The 25189-nt window shown below is 71.7% G+C and carries 25 protein-coding genes, 1 tRNA gene and 1 pseudogene; 13 read left to right on the top strand and 14 right to left on the bottom strand.

Annotated elements, in window-relative coordinates; translation table 11 throughout:
* The first annotated feature begins 378 nt into the window (after positions 1 to 378).
* Complete coding sequence (locus C6361_RS05960; RefSeq protein ID WP_107267043.1) at positions 379 to 1251, top strand: helix-turn-helix domain-containing protein; 873 nt, start codon at positions 379 to 381, stop codon at positions 1249 to 1251.
* Between the two features lie 32 nt (positions 1252 to 1283).
* Here the strand turns inward: C6361_RS05960 and C6361_RS05955 are convergent, their stop codons facing one another.
* The gene (locus C6361_RS05955; protein ID WP_107267042.1) at positions 1284 to 2216 is read right to left on the bottom strand and encodes an SDR family NAD(P)-dependent oxidoreductase; all 933 of its coding nucleotides are present in this window, start codon (positions 2214 to 2216) and stop codon (positions 1284 to 1286) included.
* Between the two features lie 101 nt (positions 2217 to 2317).
* Between C6361_RS05955 and C6361_RS05950 the strand changes: the two genes are divergently transcribed.
* Entirely contained in the window at positions 2318 to 3184 is an 867-nt protein-coding gene (locus tag C6361_RS05950) for a helix-turn-helix transcriptional regulator (RefSeq protein ID WP_107267041.1), read from the top strand.
* Between the two features lie 620 nt (positions 3185 to 3804).
* Here C6361_RS05950 and C6361_RS05945 read toward each other — a convergent pair.
* Positions 3805 to 3891, bottom strand: a tRNA-Leu gene (locus tag C6361_RS05945).
* A 154-nt stretch (positions 3892 to 4045) separates the two neighbouring features.
* On the opposite strand from C6361_RS05945, the gene C6361_RS05940 reads away from it, so the two are divergent.
* Positions 4046 to 4450: a RidA family protein gene (locus C6361_RS05940; protein WP_107267040.1), complete on the top strand. Its 405-nt coding sequence runs from the start codon at positions 4046 to 4048 to the stop codon at positions 4448 to 4450.
* Between the two features lie 367 nt (positions 4451 to 4817).
* Complete coding sequence (locus C6361_RS05935) at positions 4818 to 5300, top strand: NADPH-dependent FMN reductase (protein WP_107267039.1); 483 nt, start codon at positions 4818 to 4820, stop codon at positions 5298 to 5300.
* Between the two features lie 181 nt (positions 5301 to 5481).
* Here C6361_RS05935 and C6361_RS05930 read toward each other — a convergent pair whose 3' ends face one another.
* Genes C6361_RS05930 through C6361_RS05920 form a run of 3 tightly spaced genes read right to left on the bottom strand, consistent with a single transcriptional unit; the run spans position 5482 to position 7954 of the window.
* Complete coding sequence (locus tag C6361_RS05930; protein WP_107267038.1) at positions 5482 to 6237, bottom strand: ABC transporter ATP-binding protein; 756 nt, start codon at positions 6235 to 6237, stop codon at positions 5482 to 5484.
* The gene (locus C6361_RS05925) at positions 6210 to 7049 is read right to left on the bottom strand and encodes an ABC transporter permease (protein ID WP_107267037.1); all 840 of its coding nucleotides are present in this window, start codon (positions 7047 to 7049) and stop codon (positions 6210 to 6212) included. The genes C6361_RS05930 and C6361_RS05925 overlap by 28 nt, the downstream gene beginning before the upstream one ends.
* Positions 7046 to 7954 carry an aliphatic sulfonate ABC transporter substrate-binding protein gene (locus C6361_RS05920; RefSeq protein WP_234359355.1) on the bottom strand — a complete coding sequence of 303 codons (909 nt, stop codon included), beginning with the start codon at positions 7952 to 7954 and terminating at the stop codon, positions 7046 to 7048. Before C6361_RS05920 ends, C6361_RS05925 begins: the two co-directional genes overlap by 4 nt.
* 674 nt (positions 7955 to 8628) lie before the next feature.
* Between C6361_RS05920 and C6361_RS05915 the strand changes: the two genes are divergently transcribed.
* From C6361_RS05915 to C6361_RS05905, 4 genes and pseudogenes are all read left to right on the top strand, one after another.
* Entirely contained in the window at positions 8629 to 9930 is a 1302-nt protein-coding gene (locus tag C6361_RS05915; protein ID WP_107267036.1) for an LLM class flavin-dependent oxidoreductase, read from the top strand.
* 163 nt (positions 9931 to 10093) lie between these two features.
* A pseudogene (locus tag C6361_RS39150) lies at positions 10094 to 10426 on the top strand (PIG-L deacetylase family protein); the annotation flags it as partial.
* A gap of 74 nt (positions 10427 to 10500) precedes the next feature.
* Entirely contained in the window at positions 10501 to 10827 is a 327-nt protein-coding gene (locus C6361_RS38065; protein WP_234359353.1) for a hypothetical protein, read from the top strand.
* Positions 10824 to 11564 carry a 4-carboxy-4-hydroxy-2-oxoadipate aldolase/oxaloacetate decarboxylase gene (locus C6361_RS05905; RefSeq protein WP_199853260.1) on the top strand — a complete coding sequence of 247 codons (741 nt, stop codon included), beginning with the start codon at positions 10824 to 10826 and terminating at the stop codon, positions 11562 to 11564. Before C6361_RS38065 ends, C6361_RS05905 begins: the two co-directional genes overlap by 4 nt.
* A 173-nt stretch (positions 11565 to 11737) precedes the next feature.
* Here C6361_RS05905 and C6361_RS05900 read toward each other — a convergent pair whose 3' ends face one another.
* The 6 genes from C6361_RS05900 to C6361_RS05875 all read right to left on the bottom strand — a co-directional run bounded on the left by C6361_RS05900 (position 11738) and on the right by C6361_RS05875 (position 18458).
* Positions 11738 to 12865: an endonuclease/exonuclease/phosphatase family protein gene (locus C6361_RS05900; protein WP_107267035.1), complete on the bottom strand. Its 1128-nt coding sequence runs from the start codon at positions 12863 to 12865 to the stop codon at positions 11738 to 11740.
* A 194-nt stretch (positions 12866 to 13059) separates the two neighbouring features.
* Positions 13060 to 14118 carry a glycosyltransferase family 2 protein gene (locus C6361_RS05895; protein WP_107267034.1) on the bottom strand — a complete coding sequence of 353 codons (1059 nt, stop codon included), beginning with the start codon at positions 14116 to 14118 and terminating at the stop codon, positions 13060 to 13062.
* Entirely contained in the window at positions 14115 to 15128 is a 1014-nt protein-coding gene (locus C6361_RS05890; RefSeq protein ID WP_107267033.1) for a glycosyltransferase family 2 protein, read from the bottom strand. Before C6361_RS05890 ends, C6361_RS05895 begins: the two co-directional genes overlap by 4 nt.
* Positions 15125 to 16093 carry a UbiA prenyltransferase family protein gene (locus C6361_RS05885; RefSeq protein WP_107267032.1) on the bottom strand — a complete coding sequence of 323 codons (969 nt, stop codon included), beginning with the start codon at positions 16091 to 16093 and terminating at the stop codon, positions 15125 to 15127. The genes C6361_RS05890 and C6361_RS05885 overlap by 4 nt, the downstream gene beginning before the upstream one ends.
* Positions 16094 to 16131: 38 nt before the next feature.
* Positions 16132 to 17151, bottom strand: coding sequence for an NAD(P)-dependent oxidoreductase (locus tag C6361_RS05880; protein ID WP_107267031.1), 1020 nt, complete (start codon positions 17149 to 17151; stop codon positions 16132 to 16134).
* Positions 17145 to 18458: an aspartate aminotransferase family protein gene (locus C6361_RS05875; protein WP_234359568.1), complete on the bottom strand. Its 1314-nt coding sequence runs from the start codon at positions 18456 to 18458 to the stop codon at positions 17145 to 17147. The genes C6361_RS05880 and C6361_RS05875 overlap by 7 nt, the downstream gene beginning before the upstream one ends.
* A gap of 278 nt (positions 18459 to 18736) precedes the next feature.
* On the opposite strand from C6361_RS05875, the gene C6361_RS05870 reads away from it, so the two are divergent.
* The 4 genes from C6361_RS05870 (at position 18737) to C6361_RS05860 (ending at position 21484) form a co-directional block, all read left to right on the top strand.
* Complete coding sequence (locus C6361_RS05870; protein ID WP_107267029.1) at positions 18737 to 19738, top strand: glycosyltransferase family 2 protein; 1002 nt, start codon at positions 18737 to 18739, stop codon at positions 19736 to 19738.
* Complete coding sequence (locus tag C6361_RS36870) at positions 19735 to 19872, top strand: hypothetical protein (RefSeq protein ID WP_159079198.1); 138 nt, start codon at positions 19735 to 19737, stop codon at positions 19870 to 19872. Before C6361_RS05870 ends, C6361_RS36870 begins: the two co-directional genes overlap by 4 nt.
* The gene (locus tag C6361_RS05865; protein WP_234359352.1) at positions 19869 to 20585 is read left to right on the top strand and encodes a polysaccharide deacetylase family protein; all 717 of its coding nucleotides are present in this window, start codon (positions 19869 to 19871) and stop codon (positions 20583 to 20585) included. The genes C6361_RS36870 and C6361_RS05865 overlap by 4 nt, the downstream gene beginning before the upstream one ends.
* Positions 20586 to 20677: 92 nt before the next feature.
* Positions 20678 to 21484 carry an AfsR/SARP family transcriptional regulator gene (locus C6361_RS05860; RefSeq protein WP_159079197.1) on the top strand — a complete coding sequence of 269 codons (807 nt, stop codon included), beginning with the start codon at positions 20678 to 20680 and terminating at the stop codon, positions 21482 to 21484.
* On the opposite strand, the gene C6361_RS05855 is transcribed toward C6361_RS05860, so the two are convergent.
* The 3 genes from C6361_RS05855 to C6361_RS39140 form a co-directional block, all read right to left on the bottom strand.
* Entirely contained in the window at positions 21444 to 22244 is an 801-nt protein-coding gene (locus tag C6361_RS05855; protein WP_107267028.1) for a trans-aconitate 2-methyltransferase, read from the bottom strand. The two genes, C6361_RS05860 and C6361_RS05855, sit on opposite strands and share 41 nt — an antisense overlap.
* 125 nt (positions 22245 to 22369) lie before the next feature.
* On the bottom strand, positions 22370 to 23461 hold the full coding sequence (locus tag C6361_RS39145; protein WP_369931349.1) for a lysylphosphatidylglycerol synthase domain-containing protein: 1092 nt from the start codon (positions 23459 to 23461) through the stop codon (positions 22370 to 22372).
* A complete protein-coding gene (locus tag C6361_RS39140) occupies positions 23458 to 24498 on the bottom strand; it encodes a glycosyltransferase family 2 protein (RefSeq protein ID WP_159079196.1) in 1041 nt (346 codons plus the stop codon). The genes C6361_RS39145 and C6361_RS39140 overlap by 4 nt, the downstream gene beginning before the upstream one ends.
* Before the next feature lie 130 nt (positions 24499 to 24628).
* Here C6361_RS39140 and C6361_RS05840 point away from each other — a divergent pair, with 130 nt between their 5' ends.
* Positions 24629 to 25153: an SAM-dependent methyltransferase gene (locus tag C6361_RS05840; protein WP_234359351.1), complete on the top strand. Its 525-nt coding sequence runs from the start codon at positions 24629 to 24631 to the stop codon at positions 25151 to 25153.
* Positions 25154 to 25189 lie beyond the last annotated feature (36 nt).

Raw genomic sequence — 25189 nt, 5'->3', positions numbered from 1 at the left:
AACCAGCAGCCGTGCCGGGCGTCTGCGGTCGTGTTATCAAGACGTGCTGGTCGCGAGTCAGGGCCACCATGCCCGGCAGCCGCCGCAGGTCGAGGGGCGTCGAGACGGCGATGAACCCCGGCCACAGACGGCGGCCGTAAGCATCGACGAAGACCATCCGGATCGGACCGGGCAGGTTCGTCGGGCTGTGTGATGGCGACCCGCTCGAACTGCGGGGCGGCGACCGTGACGATGACCTTGTTGTCTGCGTCGAGGAACCGCCGCGCCAGGGTCATGCCGTCGATCCTGTGGCCCTGCCACAGGTGGTGACAGACGGCGCCGAAGGTGGGGATGACATCCCCCTTGGTCGATGCGTTGCCGCCGGGGGACGCTAGGCCCATGCCGACGACCAGATACGCCGAACTGGGCGCCTTCCTGCGCTCACGCCGCAACCGGGTACGTCCCGCCGACGTGGGGCTGTCGCCGGGACCGCGGCGACGGGTTCCCGGGCTGCGTCGCGACGAGGTCGCGGTGCTGGCCGGTGCCTCGGTGGAGTACTACACCGAGCTCGAGCGCGGCGCCGGCTCCCAACCGTCCGACCAGATGCTCGCCGCGCTCGCCCGCGCGCTGCGGCTCAGCCATGACGAGCGCGTCCACCTCTACCACCTGGCCAACCGCCCAATTCCCGCGCAGGGCGGTACGGCGTCGCACGTGCACCCGGGCATGCTCGACCTGCTGACGCGCATCGGGACGACACCGGCCATGGTGATCACCGACCTGCACGCCGTTCTGGTCCAGAACCCGCTCGCGGTCGCGCTGCTCGGCGACTTGTCGGTGCATCGGGGACGCTCGGCCAGCTTCGTCTACCGCTGGTTCATCGACGTCGGGTCGAGGCAGGTCTATCCGGAGGAGGACCACGCGCGACAGTCCCGTTCCTTCGTCGCTGACCTGCGCGCAGCGGTCGGGCGCCGCAGTCCCAGCGACGCCGAGGCGACGCACCTGATCGACGAGCTGCTCCAGCGATCACCGGAGTTCTCGGCGCTGTGGGCCGAGCACGACGTGGCGGTCAGGCGGGATGAGCGCAAACGGATCCTGCACCCGACGGTCGGGTTGCTCAACCTCAACTGTCTCAACCTGTTCAGCGAGGACGGCCGGCAGCGGCTGCTCTGGTTCACCCCGGCCGCCGGCACCGACGCCGCCGACAAGCTGGCGTTGCTGACCGTCGTCGGTACGCAGTCGATGGAACCCGACCCGAAACGGCCGGTCCGATGACGACGTCGAGGAGGAGCAGGCATGTGCGCCCGCTATCGCGCCGCGTCCGCCCGTTCCAGCAGCTCTGCGGTGGCCGCCCACAGGCGCCGCTCCCGGTCGCGGTCGAGGGCGACCGGCTGCACGTCGGTCGGCTTCGTCTTCACCACGAACGCGCCGTCGCGTAGGTGCGCCCACTTTTCGTCCACGGCTATCGCGGCCAGCAGTGGCCCCGAGCCCTGCGGCGTCGACACACCCGGAACGCGGCCCAGGGCGCGGCCGATCGCCTGAAACGCTTTGGGAGCGCCACGGCCAAGCGCGGTACCGGGCATCCAGCCGGGCTCGAACACCGAGACGTTGATTCCGGCGCCAGCGTGGCGTTGCAACTCGTGGGCGTAGTACAGGATCGCCAGCTTCGCGTTGGAGTAGGCGATCCCGGCCTCGGTCATGCCCGGGTTCGTGTCGCCGCCTGCGGGACGGGCGAGTTCGACCGGGTCGGCCCAGCTGGCCTGCGGCACGTGCAGCATCCGGCGCCACACGTTGGCGCTGTAGGTGTTCGACCCGACCAGCACGACCCGGGCCGGGGCGGTGAACGAGTCGAGCAGGTCCCCGATGAGCTGCGCGTGCGCGAGGTAGTTGACGGCGAAGGTCATCTCGTAGCCGTCGGCGGAGGCCCGGCGGGTGTCAGCCGATATGACACCGGCGTTGGCGACCAGCGCTCGCAGCGGGCGTACCGTGCCGGAGGCGAGCAGGTCGCGTACGGTGGCCGCGGCGGCGCGGACGTCGGCCAGGCGCGACAGGTCGCAGCCGATCTCGCGGACCCGCACGCCGCGGGCGCGGGCCTCGGCTGCGATCGCGGTCAGGTTCGGCCCGGCGCGGCCGACCAGCAGCAGGTCGGCGCGTCGCTCGGCGAGGGCGAGCGTCGTGTGGCGACCCAGGTTACGCGTCGGGCCGGTGATCAGTACGGTTCCGGGTTCGGTGGACGTCATGGCCCCAGATTGCGGGCCCGGCGCGGCGTCAGGCAGTCGTGCGGTTTTCGTAGGACTGCCAGGGCCAGGACAACCTCCTTCGGGCCGCGCAGACTGGACGGGTGGAAGCGTGGGAGTTCGGCCGTACGGTACGCCGCTGGCGCGACCGGGTCGCGCCGGAGAACGTCGGCGTGCCGGTCGGGCGGCGCCGCCGGGCCAGCGGCCTGCGCCGCGAGGAGGTGGCCGCGCTCGCCGGCATCTCCACCGACTACCTGACCCGGCTCGAGCAGGGCCGCGCGACCGCACCCTCGGCGCAGGTGGTGGAGGCCCTGGCCCGGGCCTTGCGCTTGGCCGACACCGAACGTGACCTGCTGTACCGGTTGGCCGGGCACGCCGCGCCCGGCCTGGACGTGGTGCCGTCGCGGGTCACCCCGAGCGTGCGGCGGCTGCTCGACCGGCTCGCACACACCCCGGTGGTCGTCTACGACGCGAGCTGGACGCTGGTGCTGGCCAACGCGCCCTACGACGCGCTGATGGGCGACACCTCGACCTGGGGCGGTCTGGAACGCAACGCCGTCTGGCGCAACCTTGCCGGCCTGCCCACGCGAGTCGTGCACACCCCGGTCGAGCAGGCCGACCATGAGGCCCGGCTCGTTGCCGACCTGCGCCTGACCGCCTCGCGCTACCCCGGTGACCACGCGCTGCGGCGGCTGATCGCTGAACTGGCCGCCGAGAGCCCGCGCTTCGCCGGGTTGTGGGACACCGAGCCCTCGCCGCTGTCCGACCCGTCCAGACGCAAGGTCGTCGACCACCCGGCGGTCGGACGCATCACCCTGGACTGCGACACGCTCGTGGTCGCCCTCGACGATCTCCGCATCACCGTCTACACCGCCGAGCCGGGCACTGGGGACGCCGAACGCCTCGCCCTCGCCGTCGTCCTGGGCACCCAGACCCTCGTCGACCAGCATCAACGCCGCCACCGGGGGTGAACACCCATGCGGGGAGGGGCTCCCGTCTGGAACGACGTCGGCGTGCCGTGCCCGTCGGGCGCCCATCCGGTACGTAACCCGCAGCGCAGCGGCCAAGGCGGGATGTTTACTACCGTTGGGGCGATCCTGGCCAACCCCCGCTACACCGGCCGGCAAGCTGCCCTACAACGAAAGTCCGCGACGACGCACGAGCTGCCGCTGCGTATCTGCGGGCAAGCCAGATCACCATCACCTGTGACGCCGACACCATCACCCTCGACAACGCCCCCAGCAGGCTGCGTTCGGTCACCCGATCGGATCGGTCCGGACGCGCCGTACCGATCAAGACCTCGTCCAGTGCGGTGGCCCTTGGCGGACGTGGTGCGGGCGGCGCGGGCATCGGCGCCGGACCGGCTTGCGGTCTGTCCGGAAGCGGGGTCGGAATGAGCCCGCCGATGAGTCGCTCGCGGTTGCGGCGGCGGGTTGGTGTCATCACCGGCCCAACCGCGGAAAACGGCGCAACGCGCCGACGACGACACGCAACCGGCCGACGTCCGGGCTCATGTGTTGTCGCAGGTATGCAGGGCAGATGCCAGCACGGAATCGAATCTGGTTCATGCCTGGTGGAAATCCACCAGAACTGGTGTCCGAGGGGGGACTTGAACCCCCACGCCCTATACGGGCACTAGCACCTCAAGCTAGCGCGTCTGCCATTCCGCCACCCGGACCTGCATTACGGCACTGAGTGACCGCCGGAACGATGATCTCGCCCGTCGGCCATCCGCAGTGCCGCACGGGGGACAACTGTACACGGCGCCGGTAGATCACGCACAGCGGCATACCCCGAGCCGTCGGGACGCTCTACCCCGCAGACTGGGCACCATGACGATCTCCCGCAGCAACCCTGACGGACTGCATGTCACGCCGGGCTACCACCACGTCACGATCGTCCCGGCCGGGCGTACCGCCTATCTGGCGGGACAGTGTCCGCTGGATCCCGGAGGTGTGCTGGTCGGTCCGGGCGACTTCGGCGCACAGGTGGACCAGGTCGCCGCCAACACCATGATCGCGCTCGGATCGGTGGGCGCCGGACCGGAGCACGTGGTCCGTACGGTGATCTACGTCGTCAGCGCGGACCGGGACGTGCTCGCCGAGGTCTGGCGGCGCTTCCAGGCGTCCTCGCTCGCTCCGGCGTTCACCAGTGCCAGTACCCTGCTCGGGGTGGCCCAGCTCGGCTTTCCGGACCAGTTGGTGGAGCTCGACGTCACCGCCGCCCTGCCGATGTGATCCGCCGGACGCGGGAGGGTGTTCTGGCGATCCGCAACTGTCGGTGCTGGTCGAAGCACCTTCGGTCATCTTGATCGACAAGATCAACCGACCGCGCGGGCTCGTCATCCGATCGGCCGGTCATGATCGCCAGCGCTCCGGCGGCAACCCTGTGGCCGGTCTTGCCGAAGAGTCAACAGGCTAGAAACCTCTTCAACCTATCGAGTAGATAGGATTTACTGGACGGGCCAACGGACGCACGCACGCACACCGGACGTCGGCTCGCTCCGGCGGCCGTGTCCGACGTCAGGCAGAACCACGGTGGACGGCCGCTGACCCCGGCGACCGGGATGAGGGCGCCGGATACCGGCGCTGGGCGGAGGAACACGTGAGCGAGATCGTCGTCGTCTCCGGGAACCCGCGACCCGGGTCGCGTACCCAGGGACTCGCCACCTCGGTCGCCGAGGTGGTAGCCCGGCGGGAGGGCGCGGCACCACCCGTCGTCGTGGACCTGGCGGTGTACGGGCCGGCCCTGTTGCTACCCGAGGAACCGGGCGTGGCCGATGGGATGGCGACGGTGCGGGCCGCCCGGATCCTGGTGGTGGCCAGCCCGACCTACAAGGGCAGTTACACCGGCCTGCTGAAGGTCTTTCTCGACCGGCTGCCACACCAGGGGCTCGCCGGAGTGGTCGCGCTGCCGATCACCGTCGGCGCCAACCCGGAGCAGGCCGCCCAGTCGGAGCGGCACCTGCGCGGCCTGCTCGCCGAACTCGGCGCCGAGGTGCGCCCCGGTCTGGCGGTACCGGAGTCCGCGCTCGGCGACCCGGATCTGGCCGCCGGCTACGCGGCCACACTGCCCGTCCGAGCCTGACGCATCGGCCCGCCGCCGTCGGGCCTGACGCACCGGCTCGCCGTCGTCGGGGCGTGCCGCACCGGCCCGCCACTGTCGGGGCGTGACGCACCGGCCCGCCACTGTCGGGCGTGCCGCACCGGCCCGTCGCCGTCCGGACCTGACGCAGCCCGTCGCCGTCGGGCGCCCTGGTCGCGCCCGGTCAGGTGCCGGCGTCGCCGTCCCGCGCCGGGCGTACGCCGAGCTGGTCGAGGAGGTGCCGGCGCAGCGGCCCGAAGCCGGGCTGGTCGGGAGCGCGGGGTCGATCCAGCGGTACCGGTGCGTTCTGCACGATGCGCCCGTCGTCGAGTACGAGGGTGCGGTCGGCGAGCAGCAGCGCCTCGTCCACGTCGTGCGTGACCAGCAGCGCGGCGAAGCCGTGCTCGGCGTGCAGCCGCCCGAAGAGGGTCTGCATCTTCAGCCGGGTCAGCGCGTCCAGCGCGCCGAACGGCTCGTCCAGCAGCATCAGCGCGGGCTCGCGGACGAGCGCCCGCGCGAAGGCGACCCGCTGGGCCTGACCGCCGGAGAGTTCGGCCGGCCACGCCCGGCCCCGCTCGGCGAGCCCGACCTCGGCGAGCGCGACGGCGACCCGCTCCCGTACCCCGGGACCCGCGACGCCGAGCGAGACGTTGTCGGCCACCCGTTTCCACGGCAGCAACCGGTGCTCCTGGAAGACCACCGCCTGGCTGCCGGCCCGGGTGATCTCACCGGTCGCCTCGGGGTCGAGCCCGGCCAGGATCCGCAACAGGGTGCTCTTGCCGGAGCCGCTGCCACCGAGCAGCGCCACTATCTCGCCCGGCGCGACGGCGAGGTCCACGCCGTCGAGTACGACCGTCGCGCCGAAGGCACGGCGCACCGCGTGCGCGGTCACGACCGCCCGGGTGGCGGTGCTCAGACCGCCTGGAGTCCGCGTCGCCATGTCAGGGTCCTCCTCTCGGCCACCCGCAGTGCCAGGTCGGAGAGGAGGCCGAGCAGCGCGTAGACGAGCAGGCCGAGCAGGACGACGTCGGTCTGGCTGAACTCGCGGGCCTCCATCATCAGGAAGCCGATCCCGGTCTGCGCGTTCACCTGCTCACCGACCACCAGACTCAGCCAGGCGGCGCCGAGGGCCAGCCGCAGGCCGAGGAAGAGCGACGGCAGGGCACCCGGGAGTACGACGTGCCGGATCCGGGCCAGTTGGTTGAGTCCACAGCTCCGGGCCGCCTCGACCAGGCGTTCGTCGATGTCCCTGATCCCGGCGTACGTGTTGAAGTAGATCGGGAAGAACGCGCCGAGCGCCACCAGTGTGATCTTCAGCGACTCGCCGATGCCGACCCAGATGATCAGCAACGGCACCAGCCCGAGGTGCGGCAGCATCCGGGCCATCTGCACCGGCGGGTCGACGAGGTCGTCGCCGAGCCGGAGCAGCCCGGCCGTGGCGCCCAGCACCAGCGCCAGGGTGCCGCCGATGGCCAGCCCGATGCCGGCTCGGGTGAGCGAGTCGAGCAGGTGCACCCCGAGCGTGCCGTCCCGGGCGAGCCGCCAGCCGGTCTGGGCCACGGCGCTCGGTGCGGAGAGCTTCTCCGGCGGCAGCAGACCGGTCTGGGACGCCACCTGCCAGATCAGCAGCAGCCCGACCGGGGTGACGACGCGCCGCCAGCGTCGCGCCGGTCGGTGCCGGCGCACGGGCCGCCGGACGGCCACCGGGGCGGCCGGTGCACGAGTGGGTTTCTCGACCAGGGTGTCCGTCACCGGAACACTCCGTCGAATCGAGCGTCCACAAGGGACGCGATGTCGACCCGTTCCGGGATCAGTTCCAGTTCGGTGAAGCCGTCCGCGATCGCCTGGAGTTCGGCGCCGATCTCGGGGGTCACCGGGGCGAGCGGTTTTGCGCTGCGGGCCAGGGCACGGGCGGTGGTCGGCTCGTCGATCTTCAGCTCGGGTGCCAGGATCTTCGTCCGCTGCTCCGGGTTGGCGATTCCCCAGTCGGTGACGCTGCGGTACGTCTCCAGGAACGTCCGGATCTGGTCGGGCTTGCGTTCCAGGGCCTCCGGCGAGACGAGGATGTACTCGCGGTTGCTGGCCAGCCCGGTGGCGTCGGCCAGAATCTTCACTCCGGGCTGCTCGGCCAGCGCGAAGTACGGGTCCCAGATGATCCAGGCGTCGACCTGGTCGTTGTCGAAGGCCGGACGCGCCTCGGCCGGCTTGAGGTACTTGACGTTGATGTCGGCCAGCGTCATGTGGTGCGCTTCCAACAGCTTGACCAGCAGCCAGTTGACGTTCGACCCCTTGTTCAGCGCGACCGTCTTCCCCCTGAGGTCGGCGAAGCTGCGGTAGCCCTTGGCCTCCTTGACAAGTACCGCCTCGCCCTGCGGCACCGGTTCCGACGTACCGATGATCCGGAACTTGATTTTTCCGGCTGCCGCGAAGACCGGTGGTGCCTCGCCGACCTGGCCGATGTCGATCGCGCCCGCCTTGAGCGCCTCGGTCAGCGCCGGTCCGCTCTCGAACAGCGACCATTTCACCCCCGGAGCCTCGCCGCGGGCCTTGACCAGGCTGAGGCCGCCGAACCGCTGGTAGCCGACGAGCAGCTCGCCGGTCTCCGCGCCGGCGCTGTCGTCGCCGCATCCGGCAACCGCCCCGGTGGCCGCCAGCACCAGGGCGAGCAGGCCGGCGAGGAGGGTACGCGGTCGCCGGGCGGAGCGGCTCGGGGTGGGCCGGCCACGGCCGCCGTCCTCGGACCGGCGACGGCTCCCGTCCGGTCGGCGAGCGGTCCGATTCGGCCGGTCGAGACTGTCGGGCCGGTGGGGACTCTCGGGCCGGTGGGGACTCTCGGGCCGGTCGAGACTGTCGGGCCGGTGGAGACTCTCGGGCCGGTCGGGACTCTCGGACCGGCCACGGCCGTCGGGCCGGTGCGGACCGTCGGCGGACTGGCGACGGTGGGGAGGGCTGGGGGTGCGGTGAACCATCGGGATGCTCCTGGAGAGGTGTGATCCGGTGCCGGCGGCAACGAACCGTCGACACCGCACGGGTCGGCAACGAACCGTCGGCAACGTCGACAACGAACCGTCGGGGCGGGCGGCGTGGTGCGGGCGGCGGCGTCGGTGCCGAGCCGGGGCGCCCGGACCGGCACCGGGGGCGCCCCGGATGCGGCGAGGCGCACGCGCTGCGACCGGCCGCCGGCTTAGCCTACTAAACCGATAGGATTTATGGATAGAGTGTCGGGGCCAGAGATCGGAACGGCGGCAGCGGCCCGTCCGCGACGCCGCTGTCGGCCCGATGCCCCACCTGTCCCGCCCGCGATCCGGGCGCAGCCCACCGGAGAGACACCATGACCCTCACCTTCCACTGGTTCCTGCCGACCTACGGCGACAGCCGGGACATCGTCGGCGGCGGGCACGGACTGCCGGCGGGCACCGCCGGAGGCGCCCGGCCGGCCACCGTGGCGTACCTCGGGCAGATCGCCCGGACCGCCGAACAACTCGGCTTCGTCGGTGCGCTCACTCCCACCGGCGCCTGGTGCGAGGACGCCTGGCTGGCCACCGCGATGCTGACCGAGGTCACCGAGCGGCTGAAGTTCCTGGTGGCGTTCCGGCCCGGACTGACCTCGCCGACCCTGGCCGCGCAGATGGCCTCGACCTTCCAGCGACTCTCCCGCGGGCGGCTGCTGCTCAACGTGGTCACCGGCGGGGAGTCGCAGGAGCAGCGCGGCTATGGAGACTTCCTCGACAAGGACGCCCGGTACGCGCGTACCGACGAGTTCCTGCACGTCGTACGGGCGCTGTGGCGCGGTGAGACGGTCAGCCACGCCGGAGAGCACCTGCGGGTCGAACAGGCTCGGTTGAACCGGCTGCCCGACCCCGCCCCGCCGATCTACTTCGGTGGCTCCTCGACGGCGGCCGGCCCGGTGGCGGCGCGGCACAGCGACGTGTACCTGACCTGGGGCGAGCCGCCCGCACAGGTGGCGGAGAAACTGGCCTGGATGCGGCGGTTGGCGGCCGAGACCGGCCGGGAACTCAGGTTCGGGATCCGGTTGCACGTCATCGCCCGGGACACCGCCGAGGCGGCGTGGGCACAGGCGCAGCGGCTGCTCGACGGCATCGCCGACTCCGACGTCGCGGCCGTCCAGGCCGGACTGCGGCGCAGCGAGTCCGAGGGGCAACACCGGATGCTCGCGCTGCACGGCGGTTCCCGGGATCGGCTGGAGGTGTCGCCGAACCTCTGGGCCGGAGTCGGGCTGGTACGCGGAGGTGCGGGTACGGCGCTGGTCGGCAGCCACACCGAGGTGGCCGACCGGATCGCCGAGTACCACGCCCTCGGCATCACCGAGTTCATCCTCTCCGGACATCCGCACCTGGAGGAGGCGTACTGGGTAGGCGAGGGTGTACTGCCGATCCTGCACCGGCGCGGGCTGTGGCAGCACCCGGCCGGCGAAACCTCGGCAACGGTTGCCGAGGTGCCCTTCGCGGCCACCACGCCGAACGGAACCGCCACCACGCCGAACGGAACTGCCACCACGCCGAACGGAACCGCCACCACCCCGAACGGAACCGCCACCACCCCGGACGGGGCCACCCCGGACGGGACCACGATCCGCGACGGCGCCGGTCTCCCGAGTGGTGCCGGTCGGTGAGCTGCCGGTAGCCCGCCGGATCGATGGCCGACCGGCCCGGGATTGTTGACAATGTTATTGGTAGTCGGTGTGGCCGCCCCTATGATCGGTCTGCCTCGGCAAGCGTGGCGGCTCCACCCCGGACCTACGACGTATCCACGGAACCGCTCGGGAAGGATTGTCGATGACAGCGTCTCCGATCGGGCGCGGTCCGATCCTCGTGGTGAGCGCACATGCCGCCGACTTCGTCTGGCGCGCCGGTGGCGCCATCGCCCTCGGCGCCTCCCGGGGCCAGCAGGTGCACGTGCTCTGCCTCACCTTCGGCGAGAAGGGTGAGTCGCAGGGACTGTGGAAACAGCCCGGCATGACCCTCGACCGGGTCAAGGAGGCCAGACGAGACGAGGCGGGTCGGGCGGCGAAGGTGCTCGGCGCCGACATCGAGTTCCTCGACGCGGGGGACTACCCGCTGCGCGCCACCGACGACCTCTACGACAGTGTCGTCGCGACGATCCGCCGGGTCGACCCGGCGGTGATCCTCACCCATCCGGCCAAGGATCCCTACAACCTCGACCACGCGCCACCCACGAGATCGTGCTCCGGGCCCGGATGGTGGCCCAGGCGGCCGGGCACGACCGGGACACCCGACCGATCGGCGCCCCGAACGTGTTGCAGTTCGAGCCGCACCAGCCCGAGCAGTGCGGCTTCGTGCCGAACCTGCTGCTGGACGTCAGCGCTGTCTTCGACCGCAAGGTCGAGGCCATGCGGATCATGGGAGCCCAGGGGCACCTGGTCGGGTACTACACGGATCTCGGCGTACGGCGCGGGGTGCAGGCGGTCCGCAACGGCGGCGACCGGTCGATCACGCACGCGGAGGCGTACCAGCGGGTGTTCCCGGTTGTCGGAGGCGAGCTGCTGTGACGGATCACGTCATCGTCCGGACCGACGCCGCTCCACCGCCTGACGCCGTCGCGCAACTCGCCCGGCAGGGCGTGTCGACGGTGCACGAGGCGCAGGGCCGGACCGGGCTGCTCGGGCACCTGCTCAGACCGATCTACCCGGGTGCCCGGATCGCCGGTCGGGCAGTCACCGTCTCGGCCCAGCCGGGCGACAACCTGATGATCCACGCGGCCGTCGAGCAGACCCGGCCCGGTGACGTACTCGTGGTCGCCTTCACCTCGCCCAGCACGGACGGCGCCTTCGGCGAACTGCTGGCCACCTCGCTGCGGGCCCGTGGCGTCCTCGGTCTGGTCATCGACGCGGGCTGCCGGGACGTGGCCGCGCTGACCGAACTCGGCTTTCCGGTCTGGTCCCGCGCGGTCTCCGCGCAGGGCACCGTCAAGGCGAGCCCTGGCTCGGTAAACGTGCCGATCGTGCTCGGCGGCGCCTACGTGCGTCCGGCCGACGTGATCGTCGCCGACGACGACGGAGTCGTGGTGGTGCCACGCGAACGGGCCCGGCAGGTCGCCGCGGCCGGGGCCGAGCGCGAGGCCAGGGAGGAGGAGAAGCGCCGGCAACTCGCGGACGGCGTGCTCGGACTGGACATGTACGGTCTCCGACCGCTGCTGGACCGGCTCGGTGTCCGGTACGTCGACGCCACCGGCCGGGACGACGGGCAGACGCCGGCCGCCGACCCGACCGAACCCGACACGCGGTAGGACGGCAGGACCGCCGAACGACGGATTCGACTCGGTCACCGAGGCCGCGCGGCGGGGTGCGCCCGACCACCGACCACCGGCTCCCGGCCCCCGCCAACGATCCGACTCCGGTCGGCGATCCGACTCCGGTCGGCGGTTCGATCCCGGTCGGCGATCCGATCGCCGTGGGCAGGTCATCGCAGTGAGAGCACCAGTTGCTGCGGGCGATGGTCGGAGACGCCGTTCGTCGACCCGCCGAAGTGGTAGGAGTGCACCCGGACCGCCGCCGAGACGAAGGCCCAGTCCAGTCGCCACAGGCGCGGCCAGCCGGGCGCGTCAGACCAGGTTGCCGGATAGCGCGCCGAGGACGCGTAGCTGGCATCCCGGAGCCGGTCGGGGAGCTTGGCCAGGTCGCCCATTGCCGGACTGGTGTTGAGGTCGCCGACGACCAGCGTCGGCTGCGGATTGGCGGCCACGTCCCGGGCCAGCGCCCGCCACTGCGGCTCGCGCTGCGCGTGCTGCTGCCGGATCACCCGGTAGAACTCGCCACCCAGCGGACTGTGGTCCGGCACCAACTGCACCGGCATGTGCAGGTTGTAGACCGACAGTACCCGCCCCGCCCCGAGGTCAAGATCGGTACGCAGCACCTTGTACCGCCACTGCTCCGTCGTGCCCCACAGCGGCGGTGGCATGTCCGGGGCGTCCAGCGGCAGCCGACGCAGGATCGGATGGCGGGACAGGGTCACCAACTCGCCGACGACCGCGACGTGAAAGCCCGGAAACTCGGTACGCAGCCGCGCCAGTTCCGCCTCACCCGGTCCGGAGGAGTGCTCGTACCAGTATTCCTGGAGCAGGTAGAGGTCGGCGTCGGCGGCCCGGAGCAGTGCGTACAGGCCGTCGGTCTGGCCACCCTCGTCCCAGTACCCGGTGTTCCAGCTGAAGACCCGGATCGCGTCCGGTGGGGGAGGACCGTCACCGCCGGCGAGCCCGCGCAGGTTGAACCCGGACAGCGGCCCGCCGAGCAGCAGCGCGGCGGTGGCCAGCAGGGCCACCGGTCGGCGCGAGCGGCGACACGGCGCGGCCGCCACGGCCAGCAGGAGCGGTACGCCGAGGAAGGCCGGCGGCGGCACCGCGTCGACCGCGAGCCACAGCCACCACCGTCCGCTGAGCACCAGGTGTGCCACGGTGAAGGCCAGCCAGAGCGCCCCGGCGGCGACGAGCGCACTGTAGAGCCACCACCGCCAGCCGCGCCGCCCCCGCCCGACCACGCCGGAGACCGGCTCCGCCCCCGCCGCCGGCCGTGCCCCTGCCGCCGGTTCCACCTCAGGGGGCAAGGTAAAGCCGGAACCCGCTGGGTCAAGGCTGCCCGGAGTGCCGCTGCCTGGAGCGCCGGTGCCTTGAGCGCCGCTGCCCGGAGTACCGGTGCCTGGAGTGTCGCTGCCTGGAGTGCCGGTGCCCGGAGTGCCGGTGGCCGGCCCTCCGGGCAGCAGCCCGTCACTGCCGGGGACGGCGACCGTCACGCGGGGCCCCGCAGCGGGCTCGGGTCGACCGGGAACGAGGCGTCGTAGAGCCGGCGGAACGTACCGGAGGCGAGCCACTGCACCGCGCCGGTGGCGACCCCGGCGGTGATGGTGACGTTGACCAGGAAGTGCAGTCCGGCGAAGAAGACCAGGAAGGGTACGCCGTGCCGGCGGCGGACGAAGCCGTACATGCCGGCGTCGCAGGCGAGCGAGGCGGCCAACAGCCCGGCGGGGACGATCAGCCCCCACGGGCCGAGCAGCAGCGGGACCGCCAGCGCCGGCAGTACGCCGAACGCGGCCAGGCTGCCCCAGGCCCGGGCGGCGGTCTCGAAGCCCTGCCCGAACCGGCGGGCCCGGGCGTAGAGCGGGATCCGCAGCCGTCCCCGGTGGAAGAGCTTGCGCAGCAGCCCGCGCAGCTCGTGGTCGTGGTCGTGCCGGCCCCGGACCAGCGAGGTGAGCACCAGCCGGTAACGTCGGCTCAGCCGGTAGCCGTAGTCGACCTCCTCGGTGTGCCGCAGACCCGGGTTGAACGGGCCGATCTCCTCGAAGACGGGCCGGCGCAGCACGCAGACGGCCGGGAAGAGGAACGACACGTCACCTTCCGAACTGATCGACCAGTAGTGATATTGCAGGCCACGGTACCGGGCCACCGCCGTGTCGTGCAGCAGCGGCTCGGGGTCCTCGATTCCGCAGACCGCGCCGATCCGCAGGTCGCCGAGGATCAGTCGTACCGCGTTCGCCACCGCGTCCGGGGCCAGCACCAGGTCGGAGTCGACGTAGCAGATCAGCTCGCCGCTGGTGTGTGCGGCGCCGATGTTGCGGGCCCGCCCGCAGCCGCCGTTGCGCCCGGTGCTCACCACCCGTACGCCGAGCGCCTCGGCGACCGCCACCGACTGGTCCGTCGAGCAGTCGTCGACCATCAGGATCTCGATGTTCGGATAGGTCTGGTCCAGAATCGACCGCAGGCACAGGTCCAGCGACTCGGCGTAGTTGTAGTTCGGCACGATCACCGAGACCAGCGGGCCGTCGCCCGGCCGTGCACCGTTCACCGTCATCGGGTGGCCACCTCCGGCCGGTCGTAGAGCCCACGGAACCGCCCCGAGACGAGCCAGGCGGCGACCCCGGAGATCGCGGCGACCGCGATCACCAGGTTCAGGAGGAAGTGCATCGCGACGAAGTAGCCGAGGAAGAGCAGGCCGCGTTCCCGGCGGACGAACCGGTACATCGGCAGGTCGCCGGCGAGGCAGGCGGCGAGCGCGGCGAGCGGCACCGCCAGGAACGCCGCGCCGAACAGCACGGGCAGCGCGCACGTCAGCACGGTGAGCAGGGCGGCCACGCTGACCCAGGCGCGCGGTCCGCTGCTCAGCCCGCCGGGGAACTCCGGCTTGCGGGCGTACATCGGGATGTGCAGGGCGGTGCGGGTGAAGACCTTGCGGACCAGGACGCCCAGGTCGGCGTCGTGGTCGTGCACGCCGCGCACCTTGGGGGAGAGCCAGATTTGGTACCGCTGGGCGAGCCGCATCCCGTAGTCGGCGTTCTCGGTCTCCCGCAGTCGCGGGTTGAACGGCCCGATCTCGGCGAAGACCCGGGCCGGGATCGCCAGCAGCGCGGTGTAGAGGGTCATGATCCGTCCCTCGTCGGCGATCAGCCAGTAGGACTGCTGGAGGCAGCGGTATTCCTCCAGCAGGCTGTCCCGGACCAGCGGCACCGGATCGTAGTTGCCGCAGACCGCCCCGATCTCCGGATCGGCGGTGAGCAGTTCGACGGCGTTGGCGACCGCGTCCGGCTTGGCGGCGACGTCGGAGTCGACGAAGAAGAGGATCTCGCCGTGCGCGTTCGCCGCGCCCAGGTTGCGGGCCGCCGCCGGTCCGGAGTTGCTCGGGGTACGCAGCACGCGCGCCCCGTAGGACTCGGCGACCGCGACCGAGTCGTCGGTACTACAGTCGTCGACCACGATCAGTTCCAGGTTCGGATAGCTCTGCGCCCGCAGTGCCCCGAGGCAGAGCCCGAGTGCCGTGGCGTAGTTGTAGTTCGGCACGATGACCGAGACCAGCGGTGTGTTCATAGATCCATCCAGTTCAACAGGTCGGGATAGCGGGCACCGAGTTCCGCCAGGGTCAGCGTGGTGCCGATCAGGACGGCGCTGGCCACGATCATCCGGTCCCGCAGCAGGGCCCGGATCGGGTCGCCGCCGGACTGCCGGACCAGTACGGCCTGGAGATAGCGGAACGCGGCGAGCAGGCCGAGCGGCACCACCACGGCGAGGGTGACCGGGCGCCACGGTCCGAGCGGCGCGTCGGTGTTCAGGTAGAGCAGGAAGGTGGTGCTGGCCAGCGCGGTGTTCAGCCCGAGCAGGTGGTCGGCGAGCAGCACGTTGTAGCCGGCCAGCGCCGGTCGGTGCGCCGAGCCGGCGGCGGCCAGCTCGTGTCGGCGCTTGCCGAGGATCAGCACCAGGCAGCCGGCGAAGACGGCGGTGAGCAGCAGCCCGGACGGCGCCGCCCCGCTGGCGGCGTACCCCTGGAGGACCCGCAGCACGAAGCCGGCGGCGACGACGCAGATGTCCAGCATCGGCAGGTGCTTGAGCCACCGGCTGTAGGCGACGCTGAGGCAGAGGTAGCCGACCAGCGGCCACCACGGCAGGTCGGGGCCGACCAGGACCAGGCCGAGCAGCGTCCCGGCCAGCCCGACCGCGAGCAGCCAGGCCAGCGGTACCGGCACCAGGCCGGCGGCGACCGGACGGTTGCGCTTGACCGGGTGGGTGCGGTCCAGCCGGCGGTCGACGATGTCGTTGACGACGTAGATCGTCGAGGCGGCCACCGTGAAGACCAACACCGCCCAGCCGGTACGCAGCAGCGCCCCGCCGGTCCACAGTGGGGTGTCGAGCAGCGCCAGCGGTACGGCCAGCAGGTTCTTGACCGCGTGACCGGGTCGGGTCAGTGCCAGCAGGTGCCGGGCGAGCCGGGGGGCCGGGATGCCGCGTCCCGCTGCGGCCGGTACGGCGGTCTCGACGACCGTCTCGACGGCGGTCACCCTCGGTTCCGCTCAGAGAAAGACACCTTCGACTCCGATCAGAAGAAGATCTTCGCGAGGGAGAGCACGCCCTGCCGCCACGGGTCTCGGCTGGTCCGGCCGCCCCGGGACGGACGCGTCAGGTGGCGTTCCGCGCGCCACCACTCGTAGGTGCGCAGGATCGCGTCCTCGTTGGACAGTTTCGGGGCGAAGCCCAGTCGCTCGACGGCCTTGTCGATGCTCACGTAGGAGTCGTACCGGAGCTTGTGCAGCAGCCGCCCGTAGACGGGGGAGAGCCGGCTGCGCTCCAGCAACTCCAGGGCGAACAGCGCGGGCCGGGCGGGTATCCCGACGACCCGCTTGCCGTGCCCGGCCGCGTCCAGCACCGCCTGGAAGTCCTCGCGCAGAGTACGGAACCGTTCCGCGGCCAGGTTGTAGGTGTCGCTGGCCACCTCGTCGGGTGCGGCCAGCACGGTCAGCACCGCGTCGACCAGGTCGTCGACGGCGAACATCTGGATCCGCACGTCGCCGCGGCCGAGTACCGGAAAGTTCCGGCCCTCCTCGGCCCACTCGAAGAGCATCGCGAAGAGTCCCATCCGGCCCGGCCCGAGAAACGTCTTCGGCCGCAGGATCGCGACCGGGAGCCCGTCGGCCCGGTACCGTTCGGCGATCTCCTCGGCGGCCACCTTCGCCGCGCTGTACGTGTCGACCGGCTCCCGGGGGTGCTCCTCCGGGGTCGGCACCTGGCGGGGCAGTCCGTAGACGGCGGTCGACGAGACGTGCAGCACCCGCTCCACCCCGGCTCTGCGGGCGGCCCGCAGCACGTTCCCGGTGCCGTCCACGATGATCGAGCGGATCTCGGCGGCCGGATAGCTGGGCAGCGCCGCCGCGCAGTGCAGCACCGCCGTCGCGCCGTCGGTGGCCCGCGCCATCACCGCCGGATCCCGGATGTCGCCGACCACGGTGACGCCGGGATCCGGCCGCAGGTCCACCCCGCACACCCGGTGCCCGTCGGCGGTCAGCCGCTCGACGAGCCGGGAGCCGAGCATGCCGGCCGCCCCGGTCACGGTGATCACCACAGCGCGGACCCCACCTTCTGCGCGACGAACCGGGTGACCAGCTTGGCCAGGCCCTGCTCCAGCACCTCGCCGAGCGCGTCGCAGGCGCGCTGCACGTCGGCCGGGTCGGTGACCAGGGACGGGCCGAGGATCAGCGGGTTGCGGCCGTTGAGGGTGTAGTAGGTGAAGATGTCGTGGTCCCGGTAGAGCGCCTGGATCACCGCGCAGGTGACCAGCTTCGCCTTGAACCGCGGGTCCCGGGCCATCCCGGCCGGGGCGAGCCGGGCCACCAGGTCGAGGATCTTCGGGCCGCCGTCGATCTGTACGCCCCAGAGCGCGCCCGCCCCGGCCACCCGGCCCACCGCGTCCGGGAACTCCTTGGCCAGCCGCTTCAGCGCCGGTTCGAGTACCCGCTCCAGCTCGCGGGCCCGGGCCGGGTAGTCGTCCTCCACCACGATGTTGATCGCCTCCAGCGCGGTGACGCACTCCTCGCCCATCCCGTAGTAGGTGGTGCTGGTGCTCTGCAGTAGCGCGTCGGTGAGGTTGTCGTACGCCTTCCGGAACACCCTTTCCCGCGCCACGAATGCAGAAATCGATGACTTTCCACCGCCGAATGACTTGGATGTGGTAAGGACGTCCGGGACCAGCTCCGGATACCGCATGAAGTAGAAGAGACTGCCGGTCTTACCCCAACCGGTGTAGATCTCGTCGAAGATGAGCACGATGTCGTGCCGGTCGCAGAGCTGCCGAATGCCACGCAGGAAGTCTTCGTCGCACCAAGTCACGGTGGAGGCGCTGAACGGCTCGACGATGAGAGCGTAGACATCGTCCGGATGTGCCTGGACCGCCTCCCGGACGGAGTCCAGATTCCCATACGTAAATGGAACTATGCCGGGAATGGTGGGAAAGCTGAACGAGGGTTGTCCGGTGAGCCCGCCCGAACCCAGCAGCTTTCCGTGGAACCCGCAGTCGGCCCGCAGGATCGTGCCGCGCCGGCCGCCGTGGTACTTGTACGCCAGCTTCACCGCCCCCTCGACCGCCTCCGCACCCGAGTTGGGCAGGAAGGACATCCGCAGGTCACCGGGGAGGAGCTGGGCCAGGTTGTGCCCGAGCGCCGCCAGGTACGGCGAGAAGTACGTCTTGTGCACCTCCATCCGCCGCTGAGCCGCGAACCGTTGCCGGGCGGCCAGGATGCGCGGATGGTTGTGACCGTGGTTGAGTACGCCCACGCCTCCGGTGAGGTCGAGGACGCGACGGCCGTCGCGGAGTACCAGGTGTGCGCCTTCGGCGTGGTCGACCAATTCCCGGCCGAACCCGAACGAGGTCATCAGGCTGACCTGGCTCGCGTTGACGTAACGACGATAGAGGTCGTGCACCTCGCGAACGGTGAGTCGATCGCAATCGGACAGGCTGACCAGATTGGGCATGTCGTGACGCTATCGATTGGTACGGGATCTTCTCTGGATCGGTGCTGGACGCAACCTTGACTACGTAAGGCAACGCTTGCCAGTCGACAACCGACTGGATAGCTTGGTCGCGACGGAGTAGATCTCGTAATGTCAATGTCCCTGACGGTTGTCCCGCAATCCCGCTGAGGTGGGTGAACATGTCGCCGACGGTGTCGGTCATCATCCCCGTACACAACGGCTCGAAGACTCTCCGCGCCTGCCTGGCGGCCGTCTACGCGCAACGGCACCCGGTCACCGAGGTCATCGTCGTCGACGACGCCAGCACCGACGACACCCGGGAGATCGCCGCCGAGTTTCCGTGCCGGCTGCTGGTCACCGACCGCAACGCGGGGCCGGCGGCCGCCCGCAACCGGGGCATCCGGGCCAGCGTCGGCGAGCTGCTCTTCTTCGTCGACTCCGACTGCGCCCCCGAGCCCGACGCCCTGGCCAACGCGCTGGCGATCCTCACCGCCGAGCCGGACGTCGCCTGCGTACACGGCATCTACGCGCTCCGGCCGCTGCACGACGACGGCCCGGTCGAGGCGTACCGGCTGCTGCACGGCCACTACTGGCGGCTGCGCCACGTCGGCCGGGTCCGCACCACCCTCTTCGCGGTCTGCCTGATCCGCCGGGCGGTCTTCGCCGACGTCGGCGGATTCGACGAGCGGCTGCGCGCCTCCGAGGACGTCGAGATCGGCGACCGGATGGGCGACCGCTACGGCATCGTGCTGACCGACACCGTGGTCTGCCGGCACGACGACGACAGCCACCTGGGTCGGCTGCTGCGCAAGCAGTTCGGCCGCTCCCAGCTCCTCGTCCCGGTCGCCCGGGCCGAGCGCGGACCGGCCGGGATCCGGGCCAACACCCCGGCCGGACTGCTCAGCGCCGCCCTGGTGCCGCTGACCCTGCCGCTCGGGCTGTACGCCCCGGTGCTGCTCGCGGTCCCACTCGTCCTGCTGGCGCTCTTCGTCGCCGCCGACCCGGGACTGCTGCGCTTCGTACTGCGCCGCCGCGGCCCGGGCTTCGCCGCCTTCTTCTACGCCGTGCACCTGCTCGTCCAGGTGACCATCGTGGCCGGTGCCGTCGTCGGAGGGCTGCGGCACCTGGTGGACCGGGACTTCGGCCCGGCCCGGGTGCCCGCCGCGAAATTGCCGCGATGAGCGGGCCGATCGGTGGCCGGGGGCGCCTCCCGGAGATCGGCGTCGACGAGGTCCCGGCCCGGGTGGAGCGGCTGAACCCGGACGCGGCGAGCCTCCGGCGGAACCCCGGCCCGGACGAGGCGGGCCGGCGATGACCGGGCAGCCGGGCACCGGGCGGATCTCCTGGCCGTACCTGTCGGCCCAGGCGTTGCACTACCTGTTGTTCGCGCTCCGGGCACAGCAGTTCCGGTGCCGCCGGCCGATGCTCGGCGACGGACACCGGCCGGTCTTCGGGGTGGCCGGGCAGAGCGTGGCACTCACCGTCGACGACGGGCCGCATCCCGAGTGGACGCCCCGGATCCTGGACCTGCTCGACCGGCACCGGGTCCGGGCCACCTTCTTCCTGATCGGTGCCCGGGTCGCCGAACACCCCGGGCTGGCCCGCCGGATCCGCGACGCCGGACACCTGGTCGGCAACCACTCGATGACGCATCCGCAGCCGTTCGCCGCGCTGCCCGCGCCGCGGCTGCGTAGCGAGATCGTGGCGGCGCAGCGACAGATCGAGGACGCCGCCGGGACCACGCCCCGGCTGTTCCGCGCACCGGGCGGCAACTGGTCGTCGACGGTACTGCGGACCACCGCCGACCTCGGCCTGGTGCCGGTGGACTGGACGGTCAACCCGAGCGACTGGCGCAGCCCGGGGGTGGACCGGATCGTCCGGCGGCTGTCCCGGTGCCGGCCCGGGCACGTCCTGCTCTGCCACGACGGCGGCGGCGACCGGTCGCAGACCGTGGCAGCCCTGGAAACCGTACTTCCCCGGTTGCTCGACCGGGGACTGCGGTTCGTCGTACCCGGTGCCGACCGGTAGTGACGACGTGCCGTTTCGCGTACGACGACGTCGGGCAGCGTGGCCCGGCCGTGCGGGGGGAAGCAGCGATGCCTCTCTAGGGGGAAGTGAAGATGTCGGAAGACGACCTGAAGATCCTGCTGCTCGGTCCGATCCGGGCCGAGCGGGGCGGTACCAACCTCTACCTGGGCACTCCCCGGCAGCGGGAGGTGCTCGCCGTGCTGGCACTGCGCTGCGGGATGGTGATGTCGGTGCCGCAGATCGTCGACGCGATCTGGAACGGGCGCCGGCCCGATTCGGTGGAGAACATGGTGCACACCTACATCGGCCGGCTGCGCCGGGTGCTGGAGCATCCGGGCCGGCCGCCGGCACTGGCCCGGGTACTCCGGTCCACCCGCCCGGGATACACCCTCGACGTCCCGGCGGTCGCCGTCGACGTCACCCGGTTCGAGCACGACGTCAGGGTGGCCCGGGCGGCCCGGGCCCAGGGCGAGCTGTCCCGGGCGCTCGACTGTTTCCAGCAGGCGCTGTCCCGCTGGTCCGGCCTGGCGCTCCAGGAGGCGACGGGGCCGCTGGCCGAGGCGGAACGGATCCGTCTCACCGAGCTGCGGCAGGACGCGGTGGAGGAGGCCACCGGGGTACGGCTGCTCCTCGGCGACGTGGAGAACCTCGTCTCCGAGCTGCGCTGCATGCTCGCCGAGCAGCCGATGCGGGAGCGGCTCTGGGAACTGCTGCTGGTGGTCCTCGGCCAGACGTCGCGGCGGGCCGAGGCGCTGACCGCCTTCGAGGACGCCCGGATCACCCTGGCCGACCGGCTCGGGGTGGAGCCGGGACACCGGCTCCAGGACCTGCACCGGCGGCTGCTGCGCAGCGAACCCGTCACCGTGCGGCCGTGGTGGGAGCGGCGGGTCCCGGTCTGATCCCGGCGACCGGCTCGGCGTCACCCGACCGGGAGTCGCCCGAGGGGGCGCGACCCGGCCCGGCGTGACCCGGCTCGATGGCCGGCTCGGCGGAATCCAACCCGGCGGATCCGCCGCGCCCGGTGCCATCGGCCCGCTCCATCCCCTCCTGACCGGTCAGCACGAAGAAGGCACCGGCAGGATCGTCCCCGAGGCGCGCGGGGACCTCCTCGGCGACCGAGAGGCCGCAGGCCCGGACGATCCGGGCGAACTCCTCGGCCGGGGCCTCGTCGTAGATCTGCACGACGATCCGGCCCCGGGGCGTCAGCATCGCGGGCAGCCGCCGCAGCAGTTCGGCGGCCTCGGTCTCGGTCAGGTAGTAGACGACCTCACGGAGCAGGATCGCGTCGTACCGGTGCGTCGTGTCGAAGGTGCGGATGTCGGCCACCTCGAACGTGGTGTCCGGCCGGTCCAGGGCCCGGGCCGCCTCGATCGCCCGGGAACTGAGGTCGACACCGTGGTAGTGCCGGTATCGACCCGGCGTCAGCGGCAGGTTGGCACTGGTGCCGCAACCCAGGTCCAGAATCGCCGGTCGGGGCGCCCAGCTCTCGATCAGTGACAGCGGCATGTCCCCGTCGGACATGTCGTCGAGATAGCGCCAGAACCCCAGGGCGTACTGGACGTTCCACCACGCCCTGTTGATCCTGGGATTGGCTCGGACGAGTACCCGTACCGGGACTCGGATCAGCCGTGCCACCGCACGGACCAACGCATTCGACATGGTGTCACCGACATTCTCGACGTGGACGCGATCATTTCTCGACCTGGACGGGATCCCGGCGGTTTCCGGGAACGACGACGCTTTCCGACTGGCTGGCCGGACGACCGGCGGGAACGGGATCCGGGTCAGCCGGTCAGTGCGGGGTCGGCACCACCGCGAGGGCCGAGCCGGCGCCGGTGGACGTACTGGGCGAGCAGCAGCCCGCCCGCGCCGACCGCGACCTCGCTGAGTGCGCAGACCAGCCGGCTGGTCAGCACCACCGGGGCGGCCACCGACACCGGCATCACGGTCGACAGCCCCACCATCAGCACCGCCTCCCGGACGCCCAGCCCGTCCGGGACGACCATCACCAGCAACCCGGCCACGGTGGCGGCGGCGAAACCGGCCACACAGACCAGGTAGGAGCGCAGCGGCGGGGCGCCGGCCGTCACCGCCAGCAGCCAGAGGTGGTGCCCGGAGACCACCCAGGAGAGCGACTGCGTGGTGATCGCCCGCCGGACGCCGGCCCGGGACGCGCTCACCTGCGGCGGTGGCCGGCGCAACAGTCGCGCCGTCCCGGCAAGCCCCCGGTTGAGCAGGTCCGGGCGGACGAAGAGCGCCACCAGCGGCAGTACGGCGAGCAGCATCCAGCCGGTCGCCCGGTCCAGTACCGCCGGCCCGGCCGCGAGGCCGACGGTCATCCCGGTCAGCGCCACCACCACCCAGCTGAGTCCGAAGACCCCCGCGAGCCGTACCGCCCCGACGTTGATCTCCTTACCCATCCGGAGCAGTACCGGCAGCGCGACGAACCGGCCCGGGACGAACTTGGCGAGGAAGCCGACGAAGAACAACCGGGCGGCGGTCCACCGGTCCACCGCCGCACCGAGGTCGACGAAGAGCGCCTGCCAGGAGTGGTACCCGAGCAGCAGCCCGACCGAGTTGACCAGCAGCGCACCGCCGAGTACCAGTCCGACCTGGACCGGGTCGAGCCGCTGCGCCAGCGCCCGGACCGGTGTCCAGTCCTGGTCCCGCAGGAACAGCACCAGCCCGGCCGTCAGGGCCAGCACGAAGACCACGACCAGCAGTTGGTTGACCCGTCGCCACCAGCCGGGCCGCCGCCCGATCGCGCGCTGCACCGCCTCGACCACCGCGCCCAGCCGACCCCGGCCAGCCCGGTCGACCGAGCCGGTCTGGCCGGTGGGGCGGGTCGAGGGGGTTGGGCCGGGTGGGCGGGTCACCGGGTCGACTCCGGGGCCAGCGGGGCGACCCGGCCGGGCCGGGGACGCCGGAGCAGGGCCCGGCCCAGCCCGAGCGCCAGCCCGGTGAACTCGGTCAGGTGGGTCAGGAACCGCATCCCGGTGGCGAAGAGCAGGAAGCCCGGCCCGCGCTGCCGCAGTGCGAACCCGAGCAGCGCCCGGTCCGCGCCGAGGAAGGCGACCAGCCCGGCCAGCGGCACCGGCAGCAGCCACGGTGACCAGGCGGCCAGCGGCAGCCCGGCCACCGCGAGGGCGCTGCCGAAGAGTCCGACGACCGAGCCGAGGTCGATCCGGTGCGGCGCCCGCCGCTCAGCCTGATCCACATCGGACTTCGCCGACCCGGGCGCCCAGCGCGCCGCGACGACCGCTCCGGCGTACGTGCGGGCTCGGCGGAAGTGCTCCGACAGGTACGGCCCCAGCCGGTCCACGTCGTCGTGCCGGCCCACCACCCGGTCGCTGGTGCGGATCTCGTACGACGCCGGCAGGCGGGTGCCGAACTCGACGTCCTCGGCGTCCCGCAGCCGTTCGTCGAAGCCGCCCACCAGCTCGAAGACCGCCCGGGGAACGGCGGTGAGCGCGAACATGGTGATCGCGGTGACCCCGACGTCGCGGCGCCGCCAGAAGTGTTCGAAGAGCGTCTTGTAGGACTCGACCGGCCCGTCCGGGAAGAGCGGCGTCAGGTCGTAGATCCCCTGCACCACGCCGCAGCCCGGATGGGCCCGCAGTTCCGCCACCGCCCCGGCCACCGCGTCGGGCGCCAGCGCGATGTCCGAGTCGACGAAGAAGAGCAGGTCACCGCCGGCTCGGGCGGCACCGGCGTTCCTCGCCGCCGAGACGCCCCGGTTGGCCGGGAACGCCAGTACGGTGCAGGGGAACTCGGCCGCGATCTGCCGCGACCGGTCGGTACTCGCGTCGTCGACGACGATCACCTCGGCCGGCGGGCGGGTCTGCGCGTAGACCGCGGCGAGACAGGCCCGGAGGGTCTTTTCCTTGTTGTAGTTCGGGACGATGACCGACACCCGCGCGAATTGCGGGTCGACGGTGTGGTCGAGTGAAGACAATGTGCCTGGTCACCCCCTTTTTCCCGGCGGGCCGGTAAACGGTAGCAACCGGCGTACCCCAATTTCTGGAGCCGGTCTGGATTACCCAGTGCGACGGAGGCGGCGGCGCGGTCCCTACGATGACAGCCCGAACTACTACTACTTCGAGGTGGAGATGAGCTATCAGGTGGAGCCGGTCGGCCGGGTGATCGGCGGCCGGGCCGAGGCGTTCGAGGACGAGTGGCGGGACGTGCGGTCCGTGATCCGGATCGCCGAACACCTGCCCGCCGACGCGGCCCTCGGGCTGGCCGACTTCTCCCACCTCGAGGTGGTGTTCCTCTTCGACCGGGTCGACGCCGACCGGGTGAGCCCGGCGGCCCGGCATCCGCGCGGCGACAACCGTTTCCCGGTGGTCGGCATCTTCGCCTCGCGGGGTCCGAACCGGCCGAACCGGCTCGCCGTCTCGCGCTGCCGTCTGCTCCGGGTCGACGGCCGGGACCTGCACGTGGCCGACCTGGACGCCCTCGACGGTACGCCGGTGCTGGACGTCAAGCCGTACCTGCGGGAGTTCGCCCCGCGCACCCCGGTGACCCAGCCGGGCTGGGCGGAGGAGCTGATGCGGAACTACTACTGAGGGCGGGCCGCTGCTCCGGCTTGCCCGGCCGGAGCA

The organism is Plantactinospora sp. BC1 (assembly GCF_003030345.1).
Classification (GTDB): Bacteria; Actinomycetota; Actinomycetes; order Mycobacteriales; family Micromonosporaceae; genus Plantactinospora.
Note: the sequence above shows the minus strand (reverse complement) of the source record. Positions and strands in the feature narration are given on the sequence as shown.